Annotated in this window: 20 protein-coding genes and 1 tRNA gene; 3 read left to right on the plus strand and 18 right to left on the minus strand. The window is 64.1% G+C overall.

Features of this window, described 5'->3' with window-relative positions; genetic code table 11:
- Positions 1-95: 95 nt before the first annotated feature.
- From cysN to HSDC_RS07890, 6 genes are all read right to left on the minus strand, one after another.
- On the minus strand, positions 96-1,523 hold the full coding sequence (cysN, locus tag HSDC_RS07865; protein WP_064699400.1) for a sulfate adenylyltransferase subunit CysN: 1,428 nt from the start codon (positions 1,521-1,523) through the stop codon (positions 96-98).
- A gap of 203 nt (positions 1,524-1,726) precedes the next feature.
- Positions 1,727-2,698, minus strand: a complete 972-nt coding sequence (gene cysD, locus HSDC_RS07870; RefSeq protein ID WP_073292092.1) for a sulfate adenylyltransferase subunit CysD — start codon at positions 2,696-2,698, stop codon at positions 1,727-1,729.
- 114 nt (positions 2,699-2,812) lie between these two features.
- Positions 2,813-3,544 (minus strand): metallophosphoesterase, encoded by a 732-nt coding sequence (locus HSDC_RS07875; RefSeq protein WP_064699402.1) that lies wholly within the window; start codon positions 3,542-3,544, stop codon positions 2,813-2,815.
- Positions 3,544-3,990, minus strand: a complete 447-nt coding sequence (locus tag HSDC_RS07880; RefSeq protein ID WP_064699403.1) for a DUF1249 domain-containing protein — start codon at positions 3,988-3,990, stop codon at positions 3,544-3,546. Before HSDC_RS07880 ends, HSDC_RS07875 begins: the two co-directional genes overlap by 1 nt.
- Before the next feature lies 1 nt (position 3,991).
- A complete protein-coding gene (locus HSDC_RS07885) occupies positions 3,992-4,639 on the minus strand; it encodes an NUDIX domain-containing protein (protein WP_064699404.1) in 648 nt (215 codons plus the stop codon).
- Positions 4,640-4,713: 74 nt separating this feature from the next.
- On the minus strand, positions 4,714-5,346 hold the full coding sequence (locus tag HSDC_RS07890; RefSeq protein WP_064699405.1) for a TRAP transporter TatT component family protein: 633 nt from the start codon (positions 5,344-5,346) through the stop codon (positions 4,714-4,716).
- 184 nt (positions 5,347-5,530) lie between these two features.
- Here HSDC_RS07890 and greB point away from each other — a divergent pair, with 184 nt between their 5' ends.
- Positions 5,531-6,070: a transcription elongation factor GreB gene (gene greB / locus HSDC_RS07895; protein WP_073292096.1), complete on the plus strand. Its 540-nt coding sequence runs from the start codon at positions 5,531-5,533 to the stop codon at positions 6,068-6,070.
- Positions 6,071-6,087: 17 nt separating this feature from the next.
- Here greB and HSDC_RS07900 read toward each other — a convergent pair whose 3' ends face one another.
- Both HSDC_RS07900 and HSDC_RS07905 read right to left on the minus strand, forming a co-directional pair.
- On the minus strand, positions 6,088-7,077 hold the full coding sequence (locus HSDC_RS07900) for a methyltransferase (RefSeq protein ID WP_064699406.1): 990 nt from the start codon (positions 7,075-7,077) through the stop codon (positions 6,088-6,090).
- The gene (locus tag HSDC_RS07905) at positions 7,074-7,871 is read right to left on the minus strand and encodes a methyltransferase domain-containing protein (protein WP_064699407.1); all 798 of its coding nucleotides are present in this window, start codon (positions 7,869-7,871) and stop codon (positions 7,074-7,076) included. The genes HSDC_RS07900 and HSDC_RS07905 overlap by 4 nt, the downstream gene beginning before the upstream one ends.
- A 110-nt stretch (positions 7,872-7,981) precedes the next feature.
- Here HSDC_RS07905 and HSDC_RS07910 point away from each other — a divergent pair.
- Positions 7,982-8,058: transfer RNA gene (locus HSDC_RS07910), tRNA-Arg, on the plus strand.
- Between the two features lie 17 nt (positions 8,059-8,075).
- Here the strand turns inward: HSDC_RS07910 and HSDC_RS07915 are convergent.
- The 9 genes from HSDC_RS07915 to HSDC_RS07955 form a co-directional block, all read right to left on the minus strand.
- Positions 8,076-10,058: a sensor domain-containing diguanylate cyclase gene (locus HSDC_RS07915; RefSeq protein WP_064699765.1), complete on the minus strand. Its 1,983-nt coding sequence runs from the start codon at positions 10,056-10,058 to the stop codon at positions 8,076-8,078.
- Between the two features lie 233 nt (positions 10,059-10,291).
- A complete protein-coding gene (locus tag HSDC_RS07920; RefSeq protein WP_064699408.1) occupies positions 10,292-11,347 on the minus strand; it encodes a hypothetical protein in 1,056 nt (351 codons plus the stop codon).
- Positions 11,348-11,447: 100 nt separating this feature from the next.
- Positions 11,448-12,560 (minus strand): porin, encoded by a 1,113-nt coding sequence (locus tag HSDC_RS07925; protein ID WP_064699409.1) that lies wholly within the window; start codon positions 12,558-12,560, stop codon positions 11,448-11,450.
- Positions 12,561-12,925: 365 nt separating this feature from the next.
- Positions 12,926-14,011 carry a ProQ/FINO family protein gene (locus HSDC_RS07930; protein ID WP_064699410.1) on the minus strand — a complete coding sequence of 362 codons (1,086 nt, stop codon included), beginning with the start codon at positions 14,009-14,011 and terminating at the stop codon, positions 12,926-12,928.
- Positions 14,012-14,075: 64 nt separating this feature from the next.
- The gene (locus HSDC_RS07935; protein ID WP_064699411.1) at positions 14,076-14,615 is read right to left on the minus strand and encodes a dihydrofolate reductase; all 540 of its coding nucleotides are present in this window, start codon (positions 14,613-14,615) and stop codon (positions 14,076-14,078) included.
- Positions 14,612-15,385, minus strand: a complete 774-nt coding sequence (locus HSDC_RS07940) for a thymidylate synthase (RefSeq protein WP_244534442.1) — start codon at positions 15,383-15,385, stop codon at positions 14,612-14,614. Before HSDC_RS07940 ends, HSDC_RS07935 begins: the two co-directional genes overlap by 4 nt.
- Positions 15,386-15,576: 191 nt before the next feature.
- A complete protein-coding gene (gene lgt, locus HSDC_RS07945) occupies positions 15,577-16,356 on the minus strand; it encodes a prolipoprotein diacylglyceryl transferase (RefSeq protein WP_064699413.1) in 780 nt (259 codons plus the stop codon).
- Between the two features lie 127 nt (positions 16,357-16,483).
- Positions 16,484-17,278, minus strand: a complete 795-nt coding sequence (locus HSDC_RS07950) for a sulfite exporter TauE/SafE family protein (RefSeq protein ID WP_064699414.1) — start codon at positions 17,276-17,278, stop codon at positions 16,484-16,486.
- Entirely contained in the window at positions 17,275-18,378 is a 1,104-nt protein-coding gene (locus tag HSDC_RS07955) for a response regulator (protein WP_064699766.1), read from the minus strand. Before HSDC_RS07955 ends, HSDC_RS07950 begins: the two co-directional genes overlap by 4 nt.
- A gap of 107 nt (positions 18,379-18,485) precedes the next feature.
- On the opposite strand from HSDC_RS07955, the gene HSDC_RS07960 reads away from it, so the two are divergent.
- Positions 18,486-19,250: an NRDE family protein gene (locus tag HSDC_RS07960; protein ID WP_064699415.1), complete on the plus strand. Its 765-nt coding sequence runs from the start codon at positions 18,486-18,488 to the stop codon at positions 19,248-19,250.
- A 30-nt stretch (positions 19,251-19,280) separates the two neighbouring features.
- Here HSDC_RS07960 and ptsP read toward each other — a convergent pair whose 3' ends face one another.
- Positions 19,281-21,542, minus strand: coding sequence for a phosphoenolpyruvate--protein phosphotransferase (ptsP, locus tag HSDC_RS07965; protein ID WP_064699416.1), 2,262 nt, complete (start codon positions 21,540-21,542; stop codon positions 19,281-19,283).
- Positions 21,543-21,594: the final 52 nt, after the last annotated feature.

The following is a 21,594-nucleotide window of genomic DNA, read 5'->3' on the forward strand; positions in this document are numbered from 1 at the left end:
TGCAACGACAAGGCCCCGACGCGATGCGTCAGGGCCTTGTGCTCTTCTTACCAGGCACCATCTTCCCGTCGTGCGGCCGGGATGCGTACCACCGCTCAGCGATTCAACAGCTGGCTGATATCCTTGGCCTCCCAGTGCGGGAAGTACTTGCGCACCAGGGCATTGAGCTCGATCTCGAAACCGGCCCAGTCGACCTCGCCCGGCGTTGTCTCCGTCGCCTCGGCCGCACCACGGATCATGCCGGCCCCCACGGTGACATTGGACAGTCGGTCGATGACGATGAAACTGCCCGTGCCCGGACTGACGGCATAATCATCCAGGGCGATATCCTCGGTCAGGGCTACCCGGCAGCGCGCGATGGCATTGAGCTCGAGACGCTCGGCCGGGTGATGCGCCAGCGTATTGACATCGACCTGGTACTCGATGGCCTCGACACGTCCCGCCACGGAGCGCCCGGCGAGACGAATGTCGACCTGCCGTCCCGGCTCGAGCGGCTGCTCGTGCATCCACACGATATCGGCATCGAAAGCGTTGGAACGCACCACCTCGGCATCCTCGGCCACGATCCAATCACCGCGCGAGATGTCGATCTCATCTTCCAGCGTCACGGTGATCGCCTGACCGGGCCAGGCAACCTCGAGATCGCCATCGAAGGTGACGATGCGCTCGACCTTGGAACGCTTGCCCGACGGCAGTGCGCGCACCGCCTGGCCGGGACGCAGGATGCCCGCTTCCAAGGTGCCGGCATAGCCTCGGAAGTCCAGATTGGGGCGATTGACGTACTGTACCGGCAGGCGCAGGTCGCTCAGGTTCTGATCATGGCGCACCTCGACGGTCTCGAGCAGCTCGAGCAGCGCCGGCCCCTCGTACCAGGGCATCGAGCCGCTCTTGTTGACCACGTTGTCGCCCTTCAACGCCGAAAGCGGTACGAAGTGAATGTTCTCGGCGCCAAGCTGCTCGGCAAATGCACGATACTCGGCGACGATCTCCTCGAAGCGCGCCTCGCTATAGTCGACCAGATCCATCTTGTTGACCGCGATGACCAGATGGCGAATGCCGACCAGATCGGCAATGAAGCTATGCCGACGGGTCTGGGTCTGCACGCCGTGACGCGCATCGACCAGGATCACCGCGAGCCCCGCCGTCGAGGCTCCCGTGGCCATGTTGCGGGTGTACTGCTCGTGCCCCGGCGTATCGGCGATGATGAACTTGCGCTTGTCGGTCGAGAAGAAGCGATACGCCACGTCGATGGTGATGCCCTGCTCCCGCTCCGACTGCAGGCCATCCACGAGCAAGGCCAGATCCACCTCGTCGCCGGTGGTCCCGCTGGTCTTCGATGCCTGAGTGATCGCCGCCAGTTGATCGTCGAAGATCATCTTGGAGTCGTGCAGCAACCGCCCGATCAAGGTCGACTTGCCGTCATCGACGCTGCCGCAGGTGATGAAACGCAGCAGGTCCTTGTTCTCGTGCTCTTTCAAGTACGCTTCGATATCGTCTGCAATCAATTCCGACGCATGTGCCATGACACACCTTAATAGCTGTAAGCTGTAAGCCGGAAGCTGGAAGAACCCGCAGCACGCCGACTCACCGCTGAAGATCTTTGGTTGGAGAACCCCGCCGGTGACCTAGATGCCTGATGCTTCCCGCTCCCCACCAGGCGTTTCGCTCGGGAGGTCGTCCAGCTTCAGGCTTGGGGCTTCCGCCTTTCTAACGCGCCGAAAGCGCGTTAGAAGTACCCCTCCCGCTTCTTCTTCTCCATGGAGCCGGCCTGGTCGTGATCGATGGCGCGGCCGCTGCGCTCCGAGGTCCGGGTCAGCAGCATTTCCTGGATGATCTCGGGCAGGGTGGCGGCCCGGGATTCCACGGCACCGGTCAGCGGATAGCAACCCAGGGTGCGGAAACGGACCCACTTCTCCTCGGGCACCTCGCCGGGCTCCAACGGCATGCGGTCGTCATCGACCATCACCAGCATGCCATCGCGCTCCACCACCGGGCGCGGGGCAGCATGGTAGAGCGGGACGATGGGGATGGATTCCAGGTAGATGTATTGCCAGATATCCAGCTCGGTCCAGTTGGAGAGCGGAAAAGCGCGGATGGACTCGCCCTTGTTGACCCGGGCGTTGTAGAGATTCCACAGCTCGGGACGCTGGTTCTTGGGGTCCCAGCGGTGATGCTTGTCGCGGAAGGAGAATACCCGCTCCTTGGCACGCGTGGCTTCCTCGTCGCGCCGCGCCCCGCCGAAGGCGGCATCGAAGCCGTACTTGTCCAGCGCCTGCTTGAGCGACTGGGTCTTCATCACATCGGTGTAACCACTCGAGCCATGATCGAAGGGATTGATCCCCGCCTCGACACCTTCCTGGTTGATGTGCTCGATCAGTTCCATGCCGGATTCCGCTGCCATGCGGTCACGGAACTCGATCATCTCCCGGAACTTCCAGGTGGTGTTGACGTGCAGCAAGGGGAACGGCGGCGGCCCGGGATAGAAGGCCTTGCGCGCCAGGTGAAGCATCACCGAGGAGTCCTTACCGATGGAATAGAGCATCACCGGATTGGAGAATTCGGCGGCCACCTCGCGGATGATATGGATCGACTCGGCTTCGAGCTGCTGCAGGTGAGTCATCCGCTGCGGCGTCAACCCCGGGGATGATTCCTCATTTCGGCGGTCGTGCTGGCGTGTGGGGGCATCAAGACTGCTCATGGCCCGGCTACCTCGCATGATTTGGGCGAAAACGCATCATGCGGGCCAGCTTATCGTGCTGAATATAATAACGTGAAAGAATTAATATCTATCTTTTTATTCTTTAAAAAGATATCAGGGTTCCACTCGCACCACTTGGGTGCTCAGGTCGCTTCCCAGTTCGAGCACACGGAATCCCGGCCAGGCCGCCTCGTCCACGGCGAACGTCTCGGCGCCGGGCAGGAATTGGTCGGACGTGGCGGGACAGGCGTAGATGGACACTTCGCCATGTGGCGTCGTCCGACGGTGTTCGAAAGCCTGGTGAATATGGCCGCACAGGATCGCCTCGATCCGCTGGTGCGTCGCCAGCAGGTCCCAGAACGCCTCGGCATCGGCCAGGCCCAGCGCATCCACCCAGCGCGACCCGACGCTGATCGGTGGATGGTGCATGGCGATCAGCGTCGGTCGGTCGTCCTCCGCCAGGCGTTCGGCCAGCGCTTCGAGGCGCGTTGCCCCCAGCGCGCCATGGGTCTGGCCAGGAATCCGGGTATCGAGCAGCAACAAGCGCCGTTGCCCCAGGTCCACGCTCTCCTGAAAGGCACGGCACTCGGCCATTAGGACCGGCTCGTCATGATTGCCGGGCAGCCAGAACCAGGGACAATCGATTCGGTCCAGCTCCCGCCGGGCCAGCGCATAGGAAGCCGCCGTCTCATCCTGGCTGACATCGCCGGTGACCAGCACCATGTCGGGACGCCAGGACGCGACCGCCTCGACCACGCGGACGAGCTGGCGATGAGGAACCCCGGTGCGCGAACGAGCGGCGGGGTCGGCGTGCAGATGGCAGTCGGAAATCTGGACCAGTCGCATCAGGGCAGTTCGGGCAAGTCGATGGAATGACCGTGAGCCAGGCCATGATCCAGCCATTCGCCGAGGAAACGATTGAGCTGAAGTTTCTCGTCGGGCTGGTGCATACGGGAGTTGGGATAGCGATAGCGACCGTCGAAGTGCCGTTGCCGCTGGAAATCGGTCACCTCGGCCATGCGCACATCGTGATAGAGATGCACGCGCATGCGCGGCGTATCCAGCACGGCGTCGAGCACGCCTCGCTGGGACACCCGCACGATACTGGTGTAGGGCGCACGTTCCTGGAGCTCGAGACACAGCACTCCCAGGCGCCGGCCATGGCTGACCAGCTCCACCTCTCGGGACTCGCCAGCCTCCAGATCGCCCAGCAAGCGGGTCAGGCGCACATAGTTGGCGGTGCACTCGCCCTGGAGGCCTTTCAGATCGGTGACATAGGCGCTTCTCGACACGCTACCTCCTTGCTCTCAGCGAGGCCCTCTCCGCGGCCAGCCAATGAAAGGCGATCAGACACATGGCATTGTCGAGTCGTCCGGCCAGCAGGAGTTCCCAAGCCTGGGCGAACGATAACACATGCACGCGAATATCCTCGTTCTCCTCGGCAAGACCGTGCACGCCTCCCAGGCCACGGCTGTCGATCAGGCCGCAGAACAACGAAACCCGCTCATTGCAGGCACCGGGGCTGGGATAATAGGTATGTAGCTCGATCAGGTCGCCGACTGGGCAACCCGCCTCTTCCATGGCCTCGCGGCGCGCCACGTCGGCGGCACTCTCTCCGCTCTCGACCAGGCCCGCCACGATCTCGAGCTTCCATGGCGAGGCCGGGTCGTCGATGGCGCCGGCACGGAACTGCTCCACCAGGACCACGGCATCTCGTTCCACATCGTAGAGCAACACGCCCACGGCGTCATGGCGATGATGCACCTCGCGCGTCATGGGCGCGCTCCAGCCCCCCTCGAAAAGACGATGGCGCAGGTGCAGCGCCTCCAGACGAAAGAACCCTTCGTGCAGACAGCGGCGCTCGATCAGCTCCACATCGCCGACATCAAAGGTCGCCTGCGCCAGCGCGCTCGATCGGTCGGCGGCATCGGTCTCCGACATGCGGACCTCCGGTGTTCGCGAAAGCTCCATTATCGTGATCCCGGAGCGCGTTCACAATGGGAGCGCCGCCCGCTTCACTTCTCCAGACGCTCGACCATGACACGGGCCTGACGGCGCAGCGCCTCGTCGGAGGCCTGCCGCTCTTCGCGGGCCTGCCCCTCCAGGGCACGGCGCGCGTGCGTCAGGGCCTGCTGGTCACGCCCTTCGTCAGCCAGGAAAGCGGCATAGTAATAATTGACGTCGATGCCCTTGGGGCGAATCTCCAGGGCACGCTCGAACATCCGCTCGGCGGTGTCGTCATCACCGAAGGCCACCGGCCAGCCGGGCGCCCGGGCATACAGTGCCCCGAGGGTGACATAGGCCGAACCGTGATGACCTTCGGGGTCGAGCTCGATGGCACGCTCCAGCACCCGGCGAGCCTCCTTGGCCGGCCCCAGGGCATCCAGCCCGCCGACTTCACGCGCCAGGGAGGCCAGAATGATGCCTTGCCAGACCAGCACGTCGCTGGCGTCGGGATGAGCATCGGCCAGCGCCCCGGCCTCATCGGCCAGCGCCGACAAGGCATCGGCGCGGCGAGCCTCGTCCATGGTGGTGATATTCTCCCAGCGGTTGCGTAGCGAGAAGACCTCGTTCTCCCAGGCCTGGGCGACCGATACGCTGCCCAATGCCAGGCACAGGGCAATCGCGAGTAGATGACGTCTCGACATGATGGCTTCCTCGAGTTGTGGTTATCGGAATGGCCTTTCTTCCCAGAATGTAACGAACGTTTGATTTATTCTCCAGCCAAACGCTTCTCCCATACTCCCCGAGCACGCTACAAGAGGGGCGGATTGCCTGCCGGCGGGTGCATGTCGTATGTTGCAGCCCTTCGACGAGCCAGAGGCGCGATTCATGAAAGGCCGCAACATGACCCGTTGGCGCGATCCCGCCAAGGACCCGCGCCAGGAACCCAAGAGCAACCTGATCACCGCCGAAGGTGCTGAACGCCTGCGCGGCATTCTCGACCACCTGTCGCGCGTCAAGCGCCCTGCCCTGTCCACCAAGGTGGGCGAAGCCGCTGCCCTCGGCGACCGCAGCGAGAACGCCGACTACACCTACAACAAGAAGGAACTCAACCGCGTCATCGCCCGCATCCGCTACCTGACCAAACGACTCGACGAACTCCAGGTGGTCGACCGCCTGCCGGCGGATACCGATCGCGTCTTCTTCGGGGCCTTCGTCACCCTGGAGGACGAGAATGGCGAGGAGCTGCGCCTGCGTATCGTCGGCCACGACGAGACCGACACCAGCAAGCACTGGATCAGTGTCGACGCCCCTCTGGCCAAGGCCCTGCTTGGCAAGGGGATCGACGATGAAGCCACGGTGGCCGCACCCGGCGGCGAGACGACCTACCTGATTACCGAGATCGACTATCACGATCCTCAGGCGTGAAGCGACCCACTGGAACGTCAGCGCTTGACCGCCCGATAGACGCGGAACCGGCGGTCATCGGCGAGAATCTCGAAGCCCCCGAAGGCACGCTCCAACAAGTCCGGATACGGCAGAAAGGCATTGGCCACCATCAGAAGCTGGCCCCCGGGCTCGAGACGCGCCGGGGCGCCGGCGATCAATCGCCCGGCGGGGCCATAATCGACGGCACGCTCCTGATGGAACGGCGGGTTGCTGACGATGGCATCGAAACGCTGCTCCGCGAGCCCGGCATAGACATCGGCGTGGTATACCTCGCCTTCCAGGCCGTTGGCTGCCAGGGTTCGACGAGTCGCCTCCACCGCAAAGCCATTGACGTCCACCGCCGTGGTCGTGAGCCCGCGCCGGGCCAGCCAGGCCGCGAGAATCCCGTCGCCGCACCCCATGTCCAGCACCGCGCCCTGCCTCGGCAGGCAGGCATCGAGCTGCGCCAGTAACAACCGGGTGCCGTCGTCCAGCTTGCCATGCCCGAACACCCCGGGATGGCTGGCAAGCGTCAAGCCTTCGGCCTCGAAGGTCGTCCAGGCGGCATCCGGATCGATATCGACCCGCCCCAGCCGCGAGGCGAACAGGCTGCACCGACGAGCGCTGTCCACCTTCCGGCAGCCAAGCCCCAGCGCCGCCAGCACCTTGAGCACACGCTTGATGCCTCCCTGATTCTCGCCGACGACATGCAACGGGGTGCCCGGCTCGAGCCGAGCACATAGCCACAACAGCCACCATTCCCCCTGAGCGTGCGCCTTGGGCCAGAACAGCACCACGCCTTCCGGTGCCAGCTCCTCCGCCGAAAAAGGGGAGCAGGCCACACCGCCACGCTCGCGCCAGGCCGAGAGCAGCGCCCTGTCGGCAGAAAGCAGCCCCCCCTCGGCTGCTTCCAGCCAGCGATCCCGGGGTGGCGACACCCACAACCAGCCGCGATAATCGGTCGACTGGCGCTCGAGCAATTGGCAGACAGGCGTTTCGGCACTCACGGTCGCGTCTCCTCGGCAGGCACCAGGGTATAAAGCAGATAACGGCCCAGTCGCCAATGCGGCTCGGTGCGACTGTAGCGCCATTCCAGTTCGAGCAACTTGCGGTACGCCTCATCGTCGCCGGCCGGGTGCTGCAGATAATCGTGAAAGATCCTCACGCCGGCACAATGCTGGACGACCAGGCCGTTCTCCTCGGCCCAGGCAAGGATCTCGTCATGGCTCAGCGGCGAGATGGGCGTCAGGCGCGTGCGGCGCCCCTGGCCGGCCAGGCGATCGGCCAGCACGCGGTCGAGATTGCCCTTGACCACATTGGAGAAGCGCAGGGCATCGCGGTTGAAGACCATCAGCGACAACTGCCCCCGGGGCGCCAGCAAGCTCGCCAGGGTGGCGAGGGCCGCTCGCGGGTCGGCCATCCACTCGAGCACGGCATGGCAAGTGATCAGCGGCCAGGGACCGGGAGCCCGCTCGGGCAAGGCCTGCAACGGCAGCGACATCGACGTCACCGAGGTTCCGGCAAGTCTCTCACGAGCGCGCTGGAGCATGTCAGCGGCGGGCTCGCTCAGGGTGACAGCGTGACCTCGCATTGCCAGCCAGCCGGATAGCTGACCGAGGCCGCCTCCCACGTCAAGGGCCGGCTGGCCATCGAGCGTGAGCATCTCGGGCAATAGCCGATCGAGCAAGGCCAGGCGCAGTTCACCACGCCGCTTTCCGTAGAGACTGTCGGCGAACTTGTCGGCCATGCCATCGAAATAGCGATCACCGTCCGTCGAGAGATGTGTCGCGATAGCGGTCATTCCCGTCGTCGTCTGGATAGATGGGCCCATTCTACCCGGGAATGCCGAACAACTCATGGGCACCGCGGGTTTATCTTGCGCGGTCAGATGCTTATACTACGCTCCGTTTCGCCCTCTTAGCTCAGCAGGATAGAGCAGCCGCCTCCTAAGCGGCAGGTCGCAGGTTCGAATCCTGCAGAGGGCGCCACCTTCTATGCCTTCCGTCTACGCCCTTCCGTGCATGACTACCCGGTCACGTCCCAGGCGCTTGGCACGATAGCTGGCGGCATCCGCTCGTTGCATCACACTGCTGATGCGTTGGTCACCGCGCTCGAAGCTGGTCACGCCAATGCTCAGGGTCACGCTGAATTCCTGCTTTTCGTGAACGACCTTCAATGCGCTGATGGCATCGCGCAGCGACTCGGCAATATGACGTGCCTGCTCGAACGTACAACTCGGCAGCAAGATGGCAAATTCGTCTCCACCCTGGCGTGCGGCGTGGTCGCTGCGACGAATCATCCAGGAAAGCATCCCGGCGACCTGGCACAGCATTTCGTCGCCCAGGGCATGGCCCCCGACATCGTTGATCGGCTTGAAGTGATCCACATCGATGACCAACAACACCGAGGGCGTGCCGGTCTTGCGCCAGTCGGCCAGCGCCTCTTCCAGGCGACGTTCCAGGCCACGACGATTGAGCAGCCCGGTGAGCGGGTCATGTTCCGCTTCCCACTGGCGTAGCGCCTCTTCCTCGCGTCGCTCGGTGATATCCTTCACCGTCCCCACGAACCCTAGATGAACGTCGCCGGAGACGACCCGCCTGGCGTGCACCTCGAGCCAGAGCATGTCGCCGTCCTGGCGATAGTAGCGATACTGCTGGAGGAAATCCTCGCCACTTTCCAAGCTGTACTGCCAGAGGTCCAGTGCCGACTGCCGATCATCGCGATGAATGCGCTCCAGCCATGACGCTGCGTGATGGTGTTCGGCATCGTAGCCCGTCAACTCTTCGAGCGCCGGGTTTACGTAGGTCACCCCCCCGCCCTTGTCGGTCACGAAGATGCCAACCGGCGACGAGGACAGGGTGGCATCGAGAAAGGCCTGGCGCTCCCGCAGCCGGGCGATCGCGCGCCCTCGCTCCACCTCGACCCGATTGAAGGTCTGCGCCACACGCTGCAGTTCCTGCATTCGCGTTGCCAGGGAAACCTGGGTCCGCCGCCCTCGCCCAACCTCCTCCATCTGGGTCTCCAGCCGATAGAGAGGGCGCAGCGACACCCACACTAGCCATCCCACAGCCGGTACCAGCAGGCCGGCGAGCAGCAACGCCCACCACCCCAGGCGGTTCACCAGCGCCTGCAAGGGCGCCATGACCTGCGACCGGGGCAGGATGACACCGACGATCCAATCCGCCGGCCAGATCTGGCGATACGCCTGATATGCCCGATCGTCGTTGATCAGTCTCCCGAGCACCTCGCCTTCCCAGCCATACAGCGCCAGGTCCACCCATGGGTTGGCATGCGTCTCGGGCATGGATGACAGGATCAACGAATCATCGGGGTGATAGAGAATGTGACCAGATGAGGTGATGACGGCGGCATAGCCTCGAGCCCCCAGGCGAATGCGCCCCAGGCGATTGAAGAGTTCACCGCCACGAATGTTGACGACTCCCCCCACCATGCCCTGGAAATCGCCGGCCTCATCGAGTCGCGGCACCAGAAACATCACCTGAGGAACACCGTCGTTCCGCCCGCGGAACGGTTCACTGACGTAAGGACGCTTGAACGCCCTGACATGCCGAAAAAACGCTCGGTCCCCGATATACCGGCCGGCCCGACCCTCGACTCTCGGCCAGTCGGACACGATCCAACCCTCGGCATCGGCCACGACCAGGCCATTGAACCATTCGAGCAAGGCATCACTCTGGCGCAGGGCATCGCGGCCCTCTGCCTCCGCATCCGCCGCGTCGAGCCGATCCGCCAGGCGCTCCAGCGCCGATAACCGGGTCTCCACCTGCTGGGTCAGCTCATCGGCAATCAGCCTCGCCTCGTAACGCAGGTGCGTACGACTGGAATCGCCGACCAGGGCCTCGCCGGAACGCCATCCGAAGCCCAACAGCAAGGCCACGACCAACGTCCAGATCACCAACAGCCCCAGCAGAAGCCGCCCCTTGAGTGACAGGGCTCCGTGCAGGTAGCGGGAGAAACGCGTCGGCACCACAGCACCTCTCAACGACAAGACCCATCGTGACGATGTCGAGAAGGCAGCCTAACAGATGGCTCGAGATCCATCGGTACACCGGCGAGCCGCCCCTCCCGAAGGCTTCCGATCCGACAACGGGCCTCTCGCTCTTGGCACGCTGTCGGATGGTGAGGATGCCGCACGATGGACGCCCATCACTACCCCGCACGGGCGCAGCAAGCACCGGTGGGGCGTCCACCCACTCTCGATCAGCGGCGGTCGATCTGCTCCACCTTCAGCTCGTAGTTGTTGACGCCGGAGTGCGCCGAGCCGAACTTCTGGCCCTGCACTCGAATACGGTAGCGTCCCGGTTCAAGCACGGTCTGCATATCGACATCGCCATCGAAGCCTTCCCCGGCGCCTTCCGCCACGACGCGACCGGACTCGTCCAGCACATCCAGTGTGAGCCGGTAAGTATCCTCGAAGCCGGCCGGATAAGTGGACGTCTCGATGGAGATGGTGCCGGCCTCGGCCACATCGAAGGTCAACACCTCGCCCTTGGCACGAATCTTCACGTCGGTGACGATGGTCTCGAAACCATCCTGCTCGGAGGCTTGCTGTTGCTGGCCGGTGGTCTGCTGTGCCTGACCGGCGCTAGACGCTGCTTCGCTCTCCGTGCTGGAGGCCGAGGCCGCGGCCGTTGCGGTGGCACCTGCCGCGGCCGCATTGCCCGCTGCGTCGTCAGACGCGCGCACCGTGGCCACGGCATCGTCTCCGCGCACGAACACCGATCTGCCCCCCGTCCGGTTCTCGCCGACGAACTGGATATTGCCGCCGTCGTCGACAGCTCTCTCGATGCGCCGCCCCTGGTCGTCCAGCCCAGCCACCTGAATGGAATAGGCATCCCCGGCCTTGCCCCGGGTACCGAAGCGCTGACCCTCGACGCGCAGCACATAGTCCCCCGGCTCCAGTTCCGTCTGGAGTTGCAGTCCACCATTCTGTCCCAGCGCCTGGGAGCGTGCGATCTCACGGCCCTGGCTGTCCAGCAGCACGGCGGCGATGCGGTAATCGTTGGAATAGCCAGCGGTCACATCGCTGGTGAAGCGATAGGTGCCGGCCTGCTCCACGCTGAAATCGTGCTCGTTGACGCCACCGAACAGGAAGCTGCGGCTATAGGCATCGGTATCCGCCTGGAAGAAGCCGGTCAGGTCCATTTCCTTTCCTTCTTCCCGGAACCTGTCCTGCGTTTCGCTGGCCACCGTCGGCACGGCTACAAGGCTCAAGCCCAGGGCCAGCAAACCCGCGGTTACGATCGGCTGTTTCATGGAACCTCGCTTGCGTCATTCTCGCCAATGAAAAAAGCCGACCCCGGGGGATCGGCTTTCGTTTTGCAACCCTTCGGGCAGGTTACCCTGCAACCGGGGTTTAGAACATGTAGGTCACACCGGCGGCAACACCGTCGCCTTCGTCGTCTTCGCGATCGTAGAAGGCAGCTTCGAGCCAGGTGTACATGGCGTCGGAGATGTTGTAGGTACCGCCAACGATGAATTCGTTGTAGGTGTCGTCGCCACGATCAGATGCGGTTTCGCTCGGGGAATCGCCGCTCAGGCTGTCGTCGACGACATTACCGAAGGTATCGCCACCCACATCGACGTACTGGTAGGCGCCGTAGATGTCGCCGTTGCCATAGCCGTAGCGAGCGCCCAGGCCGTAGAAGTTGGTGGAGTCGACATTGTCGATATCAGACTCGAAACGCTCGTACTTGAGCGCGACGCGCAGGGTGTTCCACTGGTACTGACCCGTCACACCATAGCGGTCACCGAACTCCTGGTTGTTGGCCATGCCAGCTTCAGTCACCTCGTAGTTATCGAGGTTGTCGTACATGGCGGCCACGGAGAAGTTGCCGACGGTGTACTTGGCACCACCGAAGACGGAAGCGTTACCGCCGTTGTCGACGTTCTCGCTTTCCATGTCGCCCTTGTACTGGGTACCGACAGCCAGCTGGAGGCCGCTGAAGGACGGGGAGACGTAGGTCAGCTGGTCAGTTTCGACCATGCCATCGACAGCTGTCTCATAGGCACCGCTGCCGCTGGTGTCGCTGAGGTCGAAGTATTCGTTGTTGGTGACAGGATCCTGGATCCAGTCGTCCATCAGGGTGTCATAGGAACCCAGCTTGAGGTCACCGAAGTTGCCCTTCAGGCCGACATAGGCAGTGTCACCGGCATCACGACCGGCAGTCTTCATTTCGTCGGCTTTGAAGTCGTCGAATTCGATCTTCATGTAGCCGGTCAGGCCGTCGTAGATGACGTGCTCGGCGGCGAAGCCGATGGTAGAGCCGTTATCGAAAACGTCGTTTTCGGTCTGGATGTTCGCCGGCTCGCCATCCTCTGAAACATCGTTCTCGATGTTACGGAAACCGATCTGGACGTTACCGTAGATGTCGAGCTTGGTGCCGTCCTGGTTGTAGACAGTGGCGGCCTGGGCGCCGGAGGCGACCATGGCACCGGCGATGGCAGTCGCTAACAGTGTCTTTTTCATTGCAATCATCCTTATGACTAGCTTGCTGTTTCGATCGTTGCTGCTCTAGCAGCCGGCTTGCCTGTCAGGTGCCGGTTCCCGTCGCTACCCGCGTCCCTCCCGGGAGGTGGTAGTGCGAGCCAGACCACGGCCAAGCCTTGTTATATAATCCAATGCTCGCAGGAGCAACTCTATACCGGGATTGGCGAGAGCGCAACAAGAAAAAAACACTGTTTTCCTTCACTGCGCACCCCGATCGCCGCCCATTGCCCTGCGATGACGACCGGGCGCCGTCTCGGCGGGCCGGCGCGATGCCGGATCATCATGCACTGCTGATATGACGCTTTCAAGTCAGCCGAAAGGCAAAGCGGGCCGCCTGTTCGCTCTCAACGAGGATTATGTCGCGCCACCAGCTCGCCCAGCTTGCGCTGCAGGCGATGATCGTCGGGTTCGTCATCTTGTCTGCCGACGCTCGTCGACGAAGGCGATGACGTTTGCGCCTCCTTCCCTTTCCCGGCCCCGGCGGCATTCGCCTGGGTCTTCTCGCGCCGCCCCTTCGAGCGCGACGCACGCTGAGCGGATTTTGCACTCTTGCGTCGGCCGGACTGCAACCGGTCGAGCTTCTTGCGCGCGTGCTCGGCGGCTCCCGCATCAACGCCCCCGGCGGGAGCACCGGTGAGATCGATGCGCTCGGCTCCCTCGCGCACCGACTTGAGATAGCGTGGCAGGTTCACGTAACAAGCGAGCGCGCGTCGCACCAGCTTTTCGGGCCAGGGTTCGCGAGCGGCGAGCGCCTCGTGGATTCCCACCTGCAGCGGCCGCGTATGCCCCTTAAAGAAAGCATCCGGGTAGCGTTGATACCATTGCTCGAGCAGTGCCTGAGGGGATGGCGCCTCCTCGATGCTCGGCAATGCATCCTGCTGCCCCGGAGTGTCCGTGGCCTCGGGTTCCGGAGTCGTGTCGGGCTCGGAGGCCTCGGCGTCATTCGATACCGCCTCGGCCGGCGGCCTCTCATGATCCCGATGGCGGTGCCCGATCAAGGCCGAAAGCCCCTGGGCAGGCCGCCCCCGACGCTGGAAGAACGAGGCCGTACCCTGTTCCGCCGGCACCTCGCGATCCTCGCGCAGATGGCGGTTATGTGCCTCGAGCTCCCGGTTCTGCTCGTCGAGTTCCCGGTTTTCCTCCAGCAGTTCCAGGCAGGATGCTTCGACGTCGGCCAGGCGTCGTTCCAGCTCTGCTGCACGCTCCTCCAGCGCTTCGCGCTCGGCATCCTTTTCCCTGGCCTCGGCCGTCAGCTCGGCATTGCGTGCCTCCAGCGACTGCCGCTGGCGTTCCAGCTCGTCGAGCCTTGAGGACATCGCCTCCCGCTGGAGGCGCGCATCCCGCAACGCTTCCAGCAGGGCCTCGGCGCGCCCCTCCAGCGCCACCATCAGGCGCGTTGAGCGTTCCTCGATCAAGTCCTGATCCTCCAAGTGCGCCTTCCCGAACACGCCGGGCGACGGCTAGCGCGCGCCGGCGTCATCCTGACAGTCTGTGTCAGTCGTCGGCCTCTGGCAAACCCCGGCGCCGATACGACACGAAATCATAGGCCGGCTGCCCCTCTCCGGGGGAGCCGGGAAGGCGCTGCCATTCTTCCCATTCGCTCATGTCGAGCGCCGGGAAATGCGCGTCACCGTCCAGCTCGACGGCGACTTCCGTCAGATAAAGACGACTGGCATGCACCATTGCCTGCGCATAGATCTGGGCGCCGCCCATCACCATGATCTCGTCGACACCATCGATGGTTGCCTGCTGATCGGCCAGCCTCAGGGCCGAGGCCAGGTCATGGCAGACCCTCACGCCTTCGTGCTGAAAGCTGGTATCCCGCGTGACCACGATATTGAGCCGCCCGGGCAGCGGCCGGCCGATCGACTCGAAGGTCTTGCGCCCCATCACCAGCGGCTTGGCCTGGGTCATGTGCTTGAAGAACTTGAGATCCTCGGGCAGATACCAGGGCAGCTGGTTGTCCACACCGATCACTCGGTTGCTCGACATGGCGGCGATCATCGCCACCGGCACCAGGGTGGAATCGATCATACCGCCACCTCCGCCTTGATGTGGGGATGCGGATCATACCCTTCGATGGCGATATGCTCGAAGCGGAAGGCGAAGAGGTCGTCGATGCTCGGCTCGAGCCACAGCCGAGGCGCAGGTCCCGGCTCTCGCGAAAGCTGGCGCTCGGCCTGCTCGAGATGGTTGAGATACAGGTGGGCATCGCCGAGGGTGTGTACAAAATCCCCCGGCTCCAGGCCGGCCACCTGGGCGATCATCCGTGTCAGCAGCGCATAGCTGGCGATGTTGAAGGGCACACCGAGGAAAATGTCGGCACTGCGCTGATAGAGCTGGCAGGACAGACGCCCTTCGGCCACGTAGAACTGGAACAGGCAATGACAGGGAGGCAGTGCCATCTCATCGACCAGGGCCGGATTCCAGGCCGACACGATCAGCCGGCGCGACTGCGGGTTGCGCCGCAGTTGCTCGAGCAGACCGGTGATCTGGTCCACATGGCCACCGCGTGGATCGGGCCAGCTACGCCACTGATAGCCGTAAACGGGCCCCAGGTCGCCGTTCTCGTCGGCCCACTCGTCCCAGATCCGCACCCCGTTTTCCTTGAGGTAGGCAATATTGGTGTCACCGGCCAGGAACCACAGCAGCTCATGGATGATCGAGCGCAGGTGCAGTTTCTTGGTGGTGATCAGCGGGAAGCCGCGCGACAGGTCGAAGCGCATCTGGTGGCCAAACAGCGAACGGGTACCGACGCCGGTACGGTCGTCGCGCTCGACACCATGCTCGAGCACGGCGCGCATCAGGTCGAGATACGGTTGTTCCAGAGGAGGGAGAGTGTCGGCTGTCACGGCATCATCGAAGCTGGGAAATGGGCCCCCATTCTACACAGTCCAGGCTGGAAGCTGGAAGCAGCATGAACCCCACAGTCTTTGGGTCGAGGCTTTTCTTCAAGCTTCCAGCTTACGACGTCAGGCTCCGGACAAAGCCCGTTTCAGGGCGTCGGCTGGCGGCGCGACCATCCCATCAGCAACGCCCCGACGATGATCATCGGCAACGACAGCAACATGCCCATGGTCAACCAATCGAAGGCGATGAAGCCCAGCTGCGGGTCCGGCCGTCGCACGAACTCCACCGAGAAGCGAAAGATCCCGTAGAGCACCAGGAAGAGACCGGATACCAGCCCCCGACGACGCGGGTGAGCCGATACCCACCACAGCACCACGAACAGCACCACGCCCTCCAGCAGCGCCTCGTAGAGCGATGAGGGATGTCGCGGCTCGGGCCCCATGCCCGGAAATGGCATGCCCCAGGGCAGATCCGTCACGCGACCGGGCAGTTCGTGATTGATGAAGTTACCGATACGTCCCGCGCCCAGGCCGATGGGAACCAGAGGAGCGACGAAATCGGTTAGGGTGAAGAAGGCAAGCCCCTTGCGGCGCGCAAAGAACCAGGCCGCCAGCAAGACGCCGACCAGCCCGCCATGGAAGCTCATGCCCCCATCCCAGATGCGCAGGATCCAGAGCGGATCGGCCAGCCACTGCTCCATGCCGTAGAAGAGCGCATAGCCCAGACGACCGCCCAGCACCACGCCAAGGGCGCCATAGAACAGCAGATCGCCGACATCGTCACGTGTCAGGCCGATGCGCTCGGCGCGCTGTCGTCCTAGCCACCAGGCCGCGATGAAACCGATCACGTACATCAGGCCATACCAATGCACCTGGAAAGGCCCCAACGAAACAGCAACGGGGTCGATGGAGGGATAAGTCAGCATGGCATCCTCGGAAACAATAGAAAGACGTAAGCCGTAAGCCGTAAGCCGTAAGCCGTAAGCCGGGATGCTGCCACCAAGCAGGCCAACGGAAGGGGTTTTCTTAAAACTTACGGCTTATGACTTATAACTATAAAAGAAACTTCAACCCGACCCCCGCCAACAAAGCGGCGAAGGCCAGTCGCAACAGGCGGCCCGGCAGGCGGTGCGCCAACCAGACGCCGAGCCGCGCGCAGGGCACACTGGCCAGCACGATGCCAAGAAAGGCAGGCCACATGACATAGCCAAGCGCACCCGGCGGCAGCCCAGGGGCCTGCCACCCCACGATGATGAAGGTGGCCGCACCGAACAGTGCGATCGGCAAGCCACAGACAGAGGAGGTCCCCACTGCCTGGGTCATCGTCGCCCCGCTCCGAGACAGCCAGGGCACGCTCAAGGTTCCCCCGCCAATGCCGAAAAGCGCCGACACTGCGCCGATCACGACACCGGCCAGCATCATGACGCCACGCCCCGGCGTCAGCCTTCCGGGCCTGGGGCGTACTCCCAGCAGCATTCTGGCCGCCACCAGCAGCATGAAAATACCGAACAAGGTCCCCAGCCGACCGCCCGACAGATTGCCGGCCACGAACACCCCGGCGATGGCTCCCAACATCAGGCCGGGCAGCAGGGCCAGGAACCATGTGCGATGCACGCTCCCCCGCCGATAGTGTCCCCAGGCCGAGGAGGCTCCGGTCACCACGATGGTTGCCAGGGAGGTCCCCACGGCGAGATGCATGCTGACCTCGGGCACCACGCCCTGAAGATCGAAAGCGAACACCAGGGCCGGCACGATGATCAAGCCGCCACCGATGCCGAACAGCCCGGCCAGAGTACCGGCGATCCCCCCGAGGGCCAGATACCCCAGCCATAAGGTCAGGCCACTCACGACCGTTCCCCGCCTTCCTTCAGGGCACCCGGCAGCCAATGGCGTACGGTTTCCAGCAGGTCCTGCGGCCGGTAAGGCTTGGCCAGGTAATCGTCCATGCCGACCTGCGCAAAGCGCTGACGATCAGCCTCACTGACATTGGCGGTCAGCGCCACGACCACGCTGCGCGTACGTTCCGGCATCGAGGCCTCGCGTTCGCGCCAGAGACGACAGGTCTCGACGCCATCCATATCGGCCATGAAGATATCCATGAAGATCAGATCGACCGGCATTTCCCCCAGCCGCTGCAGCGCCTCCGAGCCACTGGCCGCGGTGACGACCTGAAGCCCCTGACGCTCCAGCACCTGTTGCGCCAGCATCAGGTTGACCGGCCCGTCATCGACAATCAGCACCCTGGCGCTCGGCCCTTCCTCCAGAGAAGGCGACTCGTCCAGCGTCTCCAGCAACGCCAGGGCATCGACCAGTTGCTCACGCAAGGCGTCGACGGCTTCCGGGCGTTGGCGCGCGTCCGCAAGCGACTCCTCGAGCGCCGTCAACGAGGGCATCAGTGTCTGCTGCAGATGGGCGAGGTAGTCGGACTTGAGGCGTGACGCTTCCCTGGCGCGCTCTCGCTCGGCTTCGAGGCGTTCCACCCTGCCACGCTGCGCCTGCAACTCTTCGGCGAGATGGCGTTCCGACTGGCGTGTGCGCGTCATCTCCCCCTGCCACTGTTCGATCAGTGTCTCGACGGCCGCCACCATGTCGTCGAATCGCGCCATCGGTGAGCGCGACATGTCGCGCGGGACGACCGTGGCATCGGCATGGCGGGTCAGGCAGTCGGCCAAGTGGGCAAGCCGCGTCTCGGTATCGTGCTCGCAGCGACGCAGGCGCTGTTTGAGCAGCGTCAGGAAGACGGCAACGTTCAGGCCACCACCCAACAGCAACGCCAGCAGCAACCAGAACGTAATGCTCCAGGACGCTTCGGCCGGCATCAGCCACCAATAGATCAGACCTGCCGCCAGCCCCAGCGCCACGAGCAGCAACTGAGCGAGCAGTACCGGCCAGAGAATGGGGGTAACCAGCCGTGACCAGAAGCGTTCCTTGCGTGTCTCGACTCGCATGATCATCCCTGTAACGGGTCGATGATGTTGAAGGAGTGTACGCCGGGAAGACGCCCCTGTCATGGCCTCGCTTCCCAGCACGACGCAAGAGGGTTACGCTCACGGCCATGTGTCTCATCGCCTTCGACTTCCGCCCCTCGGACGCGGTACCGCTACGCTTGATAGCCAACCGCGACGAATTCCATGCCCGTCCGACAGCGGCACTCGGCATCTGGGCAGATGCCCCCGCGATCCTCGGCGGGCGAGACCTGGTCGCCGGAGGCGGCTGGCTGGCCATGCACGAGAAAGGCCGCTTTGCCGCCGTGACCAACGTCCGCGACCCCCGACTCGAGATAGCCGAGGACGCCCCCAGCCGAGGCGGCCTGGTGCGCGCTGCCCTGGAATGCGACGATCTGCCGACCTGGCTGGCCAGCCTGGCCGAGGGCGACGCCTTGCGCTATGCCGGCTTCAACCTGCTGGCAGGCGATGGGCAGAACCTCTGGCATCTGCACCGTGGTCTGGACGCTCTCACCCTCGCTGACGTCCCGCCGGGACTCCATGGGTTGTCCAACGCCACGCTGGATACCCCCTGGCCCAAACTCGTCGGTGCGCGCCAGGGTCTCGCCGCCAGTCTGCATGGCCGATGGCCCCAGGATGCCCTGGCGGCCTTCGCCGACACGCGTCAGGCGCGCGACGACCAACTGCCCGATACCGGTGTGGGGCTCGAGCTGGAACGACGGTTATCGGCGCCCTTCATCATCGGCCAGGACTATGGCACAAGGGCCACCTCCTGGCTCGAATGGCATGCAGATGGCCGTTTCGCGATCGGCGAGCGGCGCTTCGGCCCCCTGGGCGTGATGCTGGGCGAGCAACGACTCTCTCGCGGCCCCTGAACGCTTCCTGCCACCGGCCGTTGGCCGCTCTCAATCCTTCGGCGGCAGCAGGTGGCTCAGTTGCCATTCCCCCATGCACCGATCCAGATGCCGACGCACCTCCAGAGGAGAGTCGAGCCGCAAGGTGTCCTCGACCAGTTGCTTCGCGGCCGCCAGGGAAACCCGCCGGACGGCCGCCCTGACCTTGGGCAGGCTCGGCGCGTTCATGGACAGCGCCTCGAAGCCCATGCCCATCAACAGCAAGGCACCCGCCGGATCACCGGCCAGTTCGCCGCACACCGACGCCGGCACCTCGAGCGCCCGGGCCTCTGCCGCCAGCTGCGCCAGCGCGGACAGCACCGCCGGATGGCAAGCGTCATAGAGCTCCGCGACTCGGGGGTTGTTGCGATCGACCGCCAACAGATACTGAGTCAGGTCGTTGCTGCCCACCGAGAAGAAATCGACGCGTTTTGCCAGGGCACCGAGCTGGTAGAGCGTGGCCGGCACCTCGATCATCACACCCACTCGGGGCCTGGCCACCGTCACGCCTTCCTCACCGAGCTCGCTGATGGCGCGCTCCAGAAGACGCAAGGCGTCGTCGACCTCACCGACGTTGGTCACCATCGGCAAGAGTATCTGGAGATTGTCGAGCCCCTGGGAGGCACGCAGCATGGCACGCAATTGCACCATCAGGACTTCCGGATGATCCAGAGTCACCCGAATGCCACGCCACCCCAGGAAGGGATTGGCCTCGTCGATGGGAAAGTAGGGCAGGTCCTTGTCGCCGCCGATGTCCAGCGTCCGCATCACCACCGGCAAGGGCGCGAACCCCTCGAGCTGTTCGCGGTAAAGCCGGGTCTGCTCCTGCTCCCCCGGGAAACGCTCGGTGATCATGAAGGGCACTTCAGTGCGGTACAGCCCCACACCACCGATACGTGCCTTCAGCGAGGCCATCGCATCCACCGCCAGGCCGGTATTGACCATCAACGGCATATCATGGCCGTCCGGGGTGCGGCTCGGCTGATCCTGCTCGTGCTCGAGCACCTCGGTCAGCGCCCGCTCCTCATCGATCATGCTCTGGTAACGCCGCTCCAGCTCGTCGCCGGGGCGCACGAACAGCCGACCACGGTGCCCGTCCAGCACCACCCGGGCACCGTTGAGGCGCGGCAACGGCAAGTCGACCATGCCCAGCACCGTGGGAATACCCATGGCACGAGCCACGATGGCCACGTGAGACGTACTCGAGCCGCGCACCGACACCAGGCCGCCCAGACGCTCCCGCGGCACTTCGCCCAGCACGGACACGCTGATCTCGTCGCCCACCAGGATGGTATTCTCCGGATAGCTGTCCGGCGTCGCACTGGTGCCTTCCTGCAAGTGCGCCAGCACGCGACGCCCCAGATCGCGAACGTCGGCGGCCCGCTCGCGCAAGTAGTCGTCATCCACGCGTTCCAGATACTGGACATGACGCCGCACCACATCGGCCAGCGCTCCCGGCGCCCACTGCCCCTCCCGGATGCGCTTGACCACCTCCTGGGACAGTGCCGCCTCGCCCAGCATCTGCTGGTAGACATCGAACAAGGCCAGTTCCTGGGAGGAAATGCGGTTGGCCAGACGCTCGCCCGCCGAACGAATCTCGTCGCGCACCTTGCCGATGGCCTCGCGCAGACGTTCGATCTCGTACTCTTCATCGGTGGGAATCAAATCCGGCACGCTATCGAGATCCGCCGGCGGCGCAATCACCACGGCCTCACCGATGGCCATGCCCGGCGAGGCCGCCACACCGGTAAAGGTCGCCTGCCCGCCCGGCAGGGTCGGCCGGCTCAGGCTCCCGGTGGCCAGGGCGTGAGCCAGCACACCGGCCAACTGCGCGGCCATGGTGACCAGGAAGGCTTCGTCGGCTTCATCGTACCGGCGTTTTTCGGACTGCTGCACGACCAGCACGCCCAGCATGCGACGCTGATGGATGATGGGAACGCCGAGAAAGCTGGAGTACCGCTCCTCGCCGGTGGCCTCGAAATAGCGGAAATGCGGGTGAGCCTGGGCATCCTCGAGATTCAGCGGTTCCTCGCGCTTCGCCACGAGGCCCACCAACCCTTCCCCGACCGGCAAGGTCACCTGCCCCACCGCCTGGGTGCGCAGGCCAATGGTCTCCATCAACACCAACCGGTCAAGGTCGGCATCGAAGAGATAGAAGGAGCACACGTCGGTACGCATGGCCTTCCGAATGCGGCGCACCATGGTCGACAAGGCGGCATCCAGGTTGCGAGCCCCGTTGACCTCGAGGATGATGCGCCGCAACACCTCGAGCATCGGCGTCCTGCTATCCATTTTTGTTGTCTCTCGCCTCGCGGAGTATGGCGCC

Source organism: Halomonas caseinilytica (assembly GCF_001662285.1).
Classification (GTDB): Bacteria; Pseudomonadota; Gammaproteobacteria; order Pseudomonadales; family Halomonadaceae; genus Halomonas; species Halomonas caseinilytica.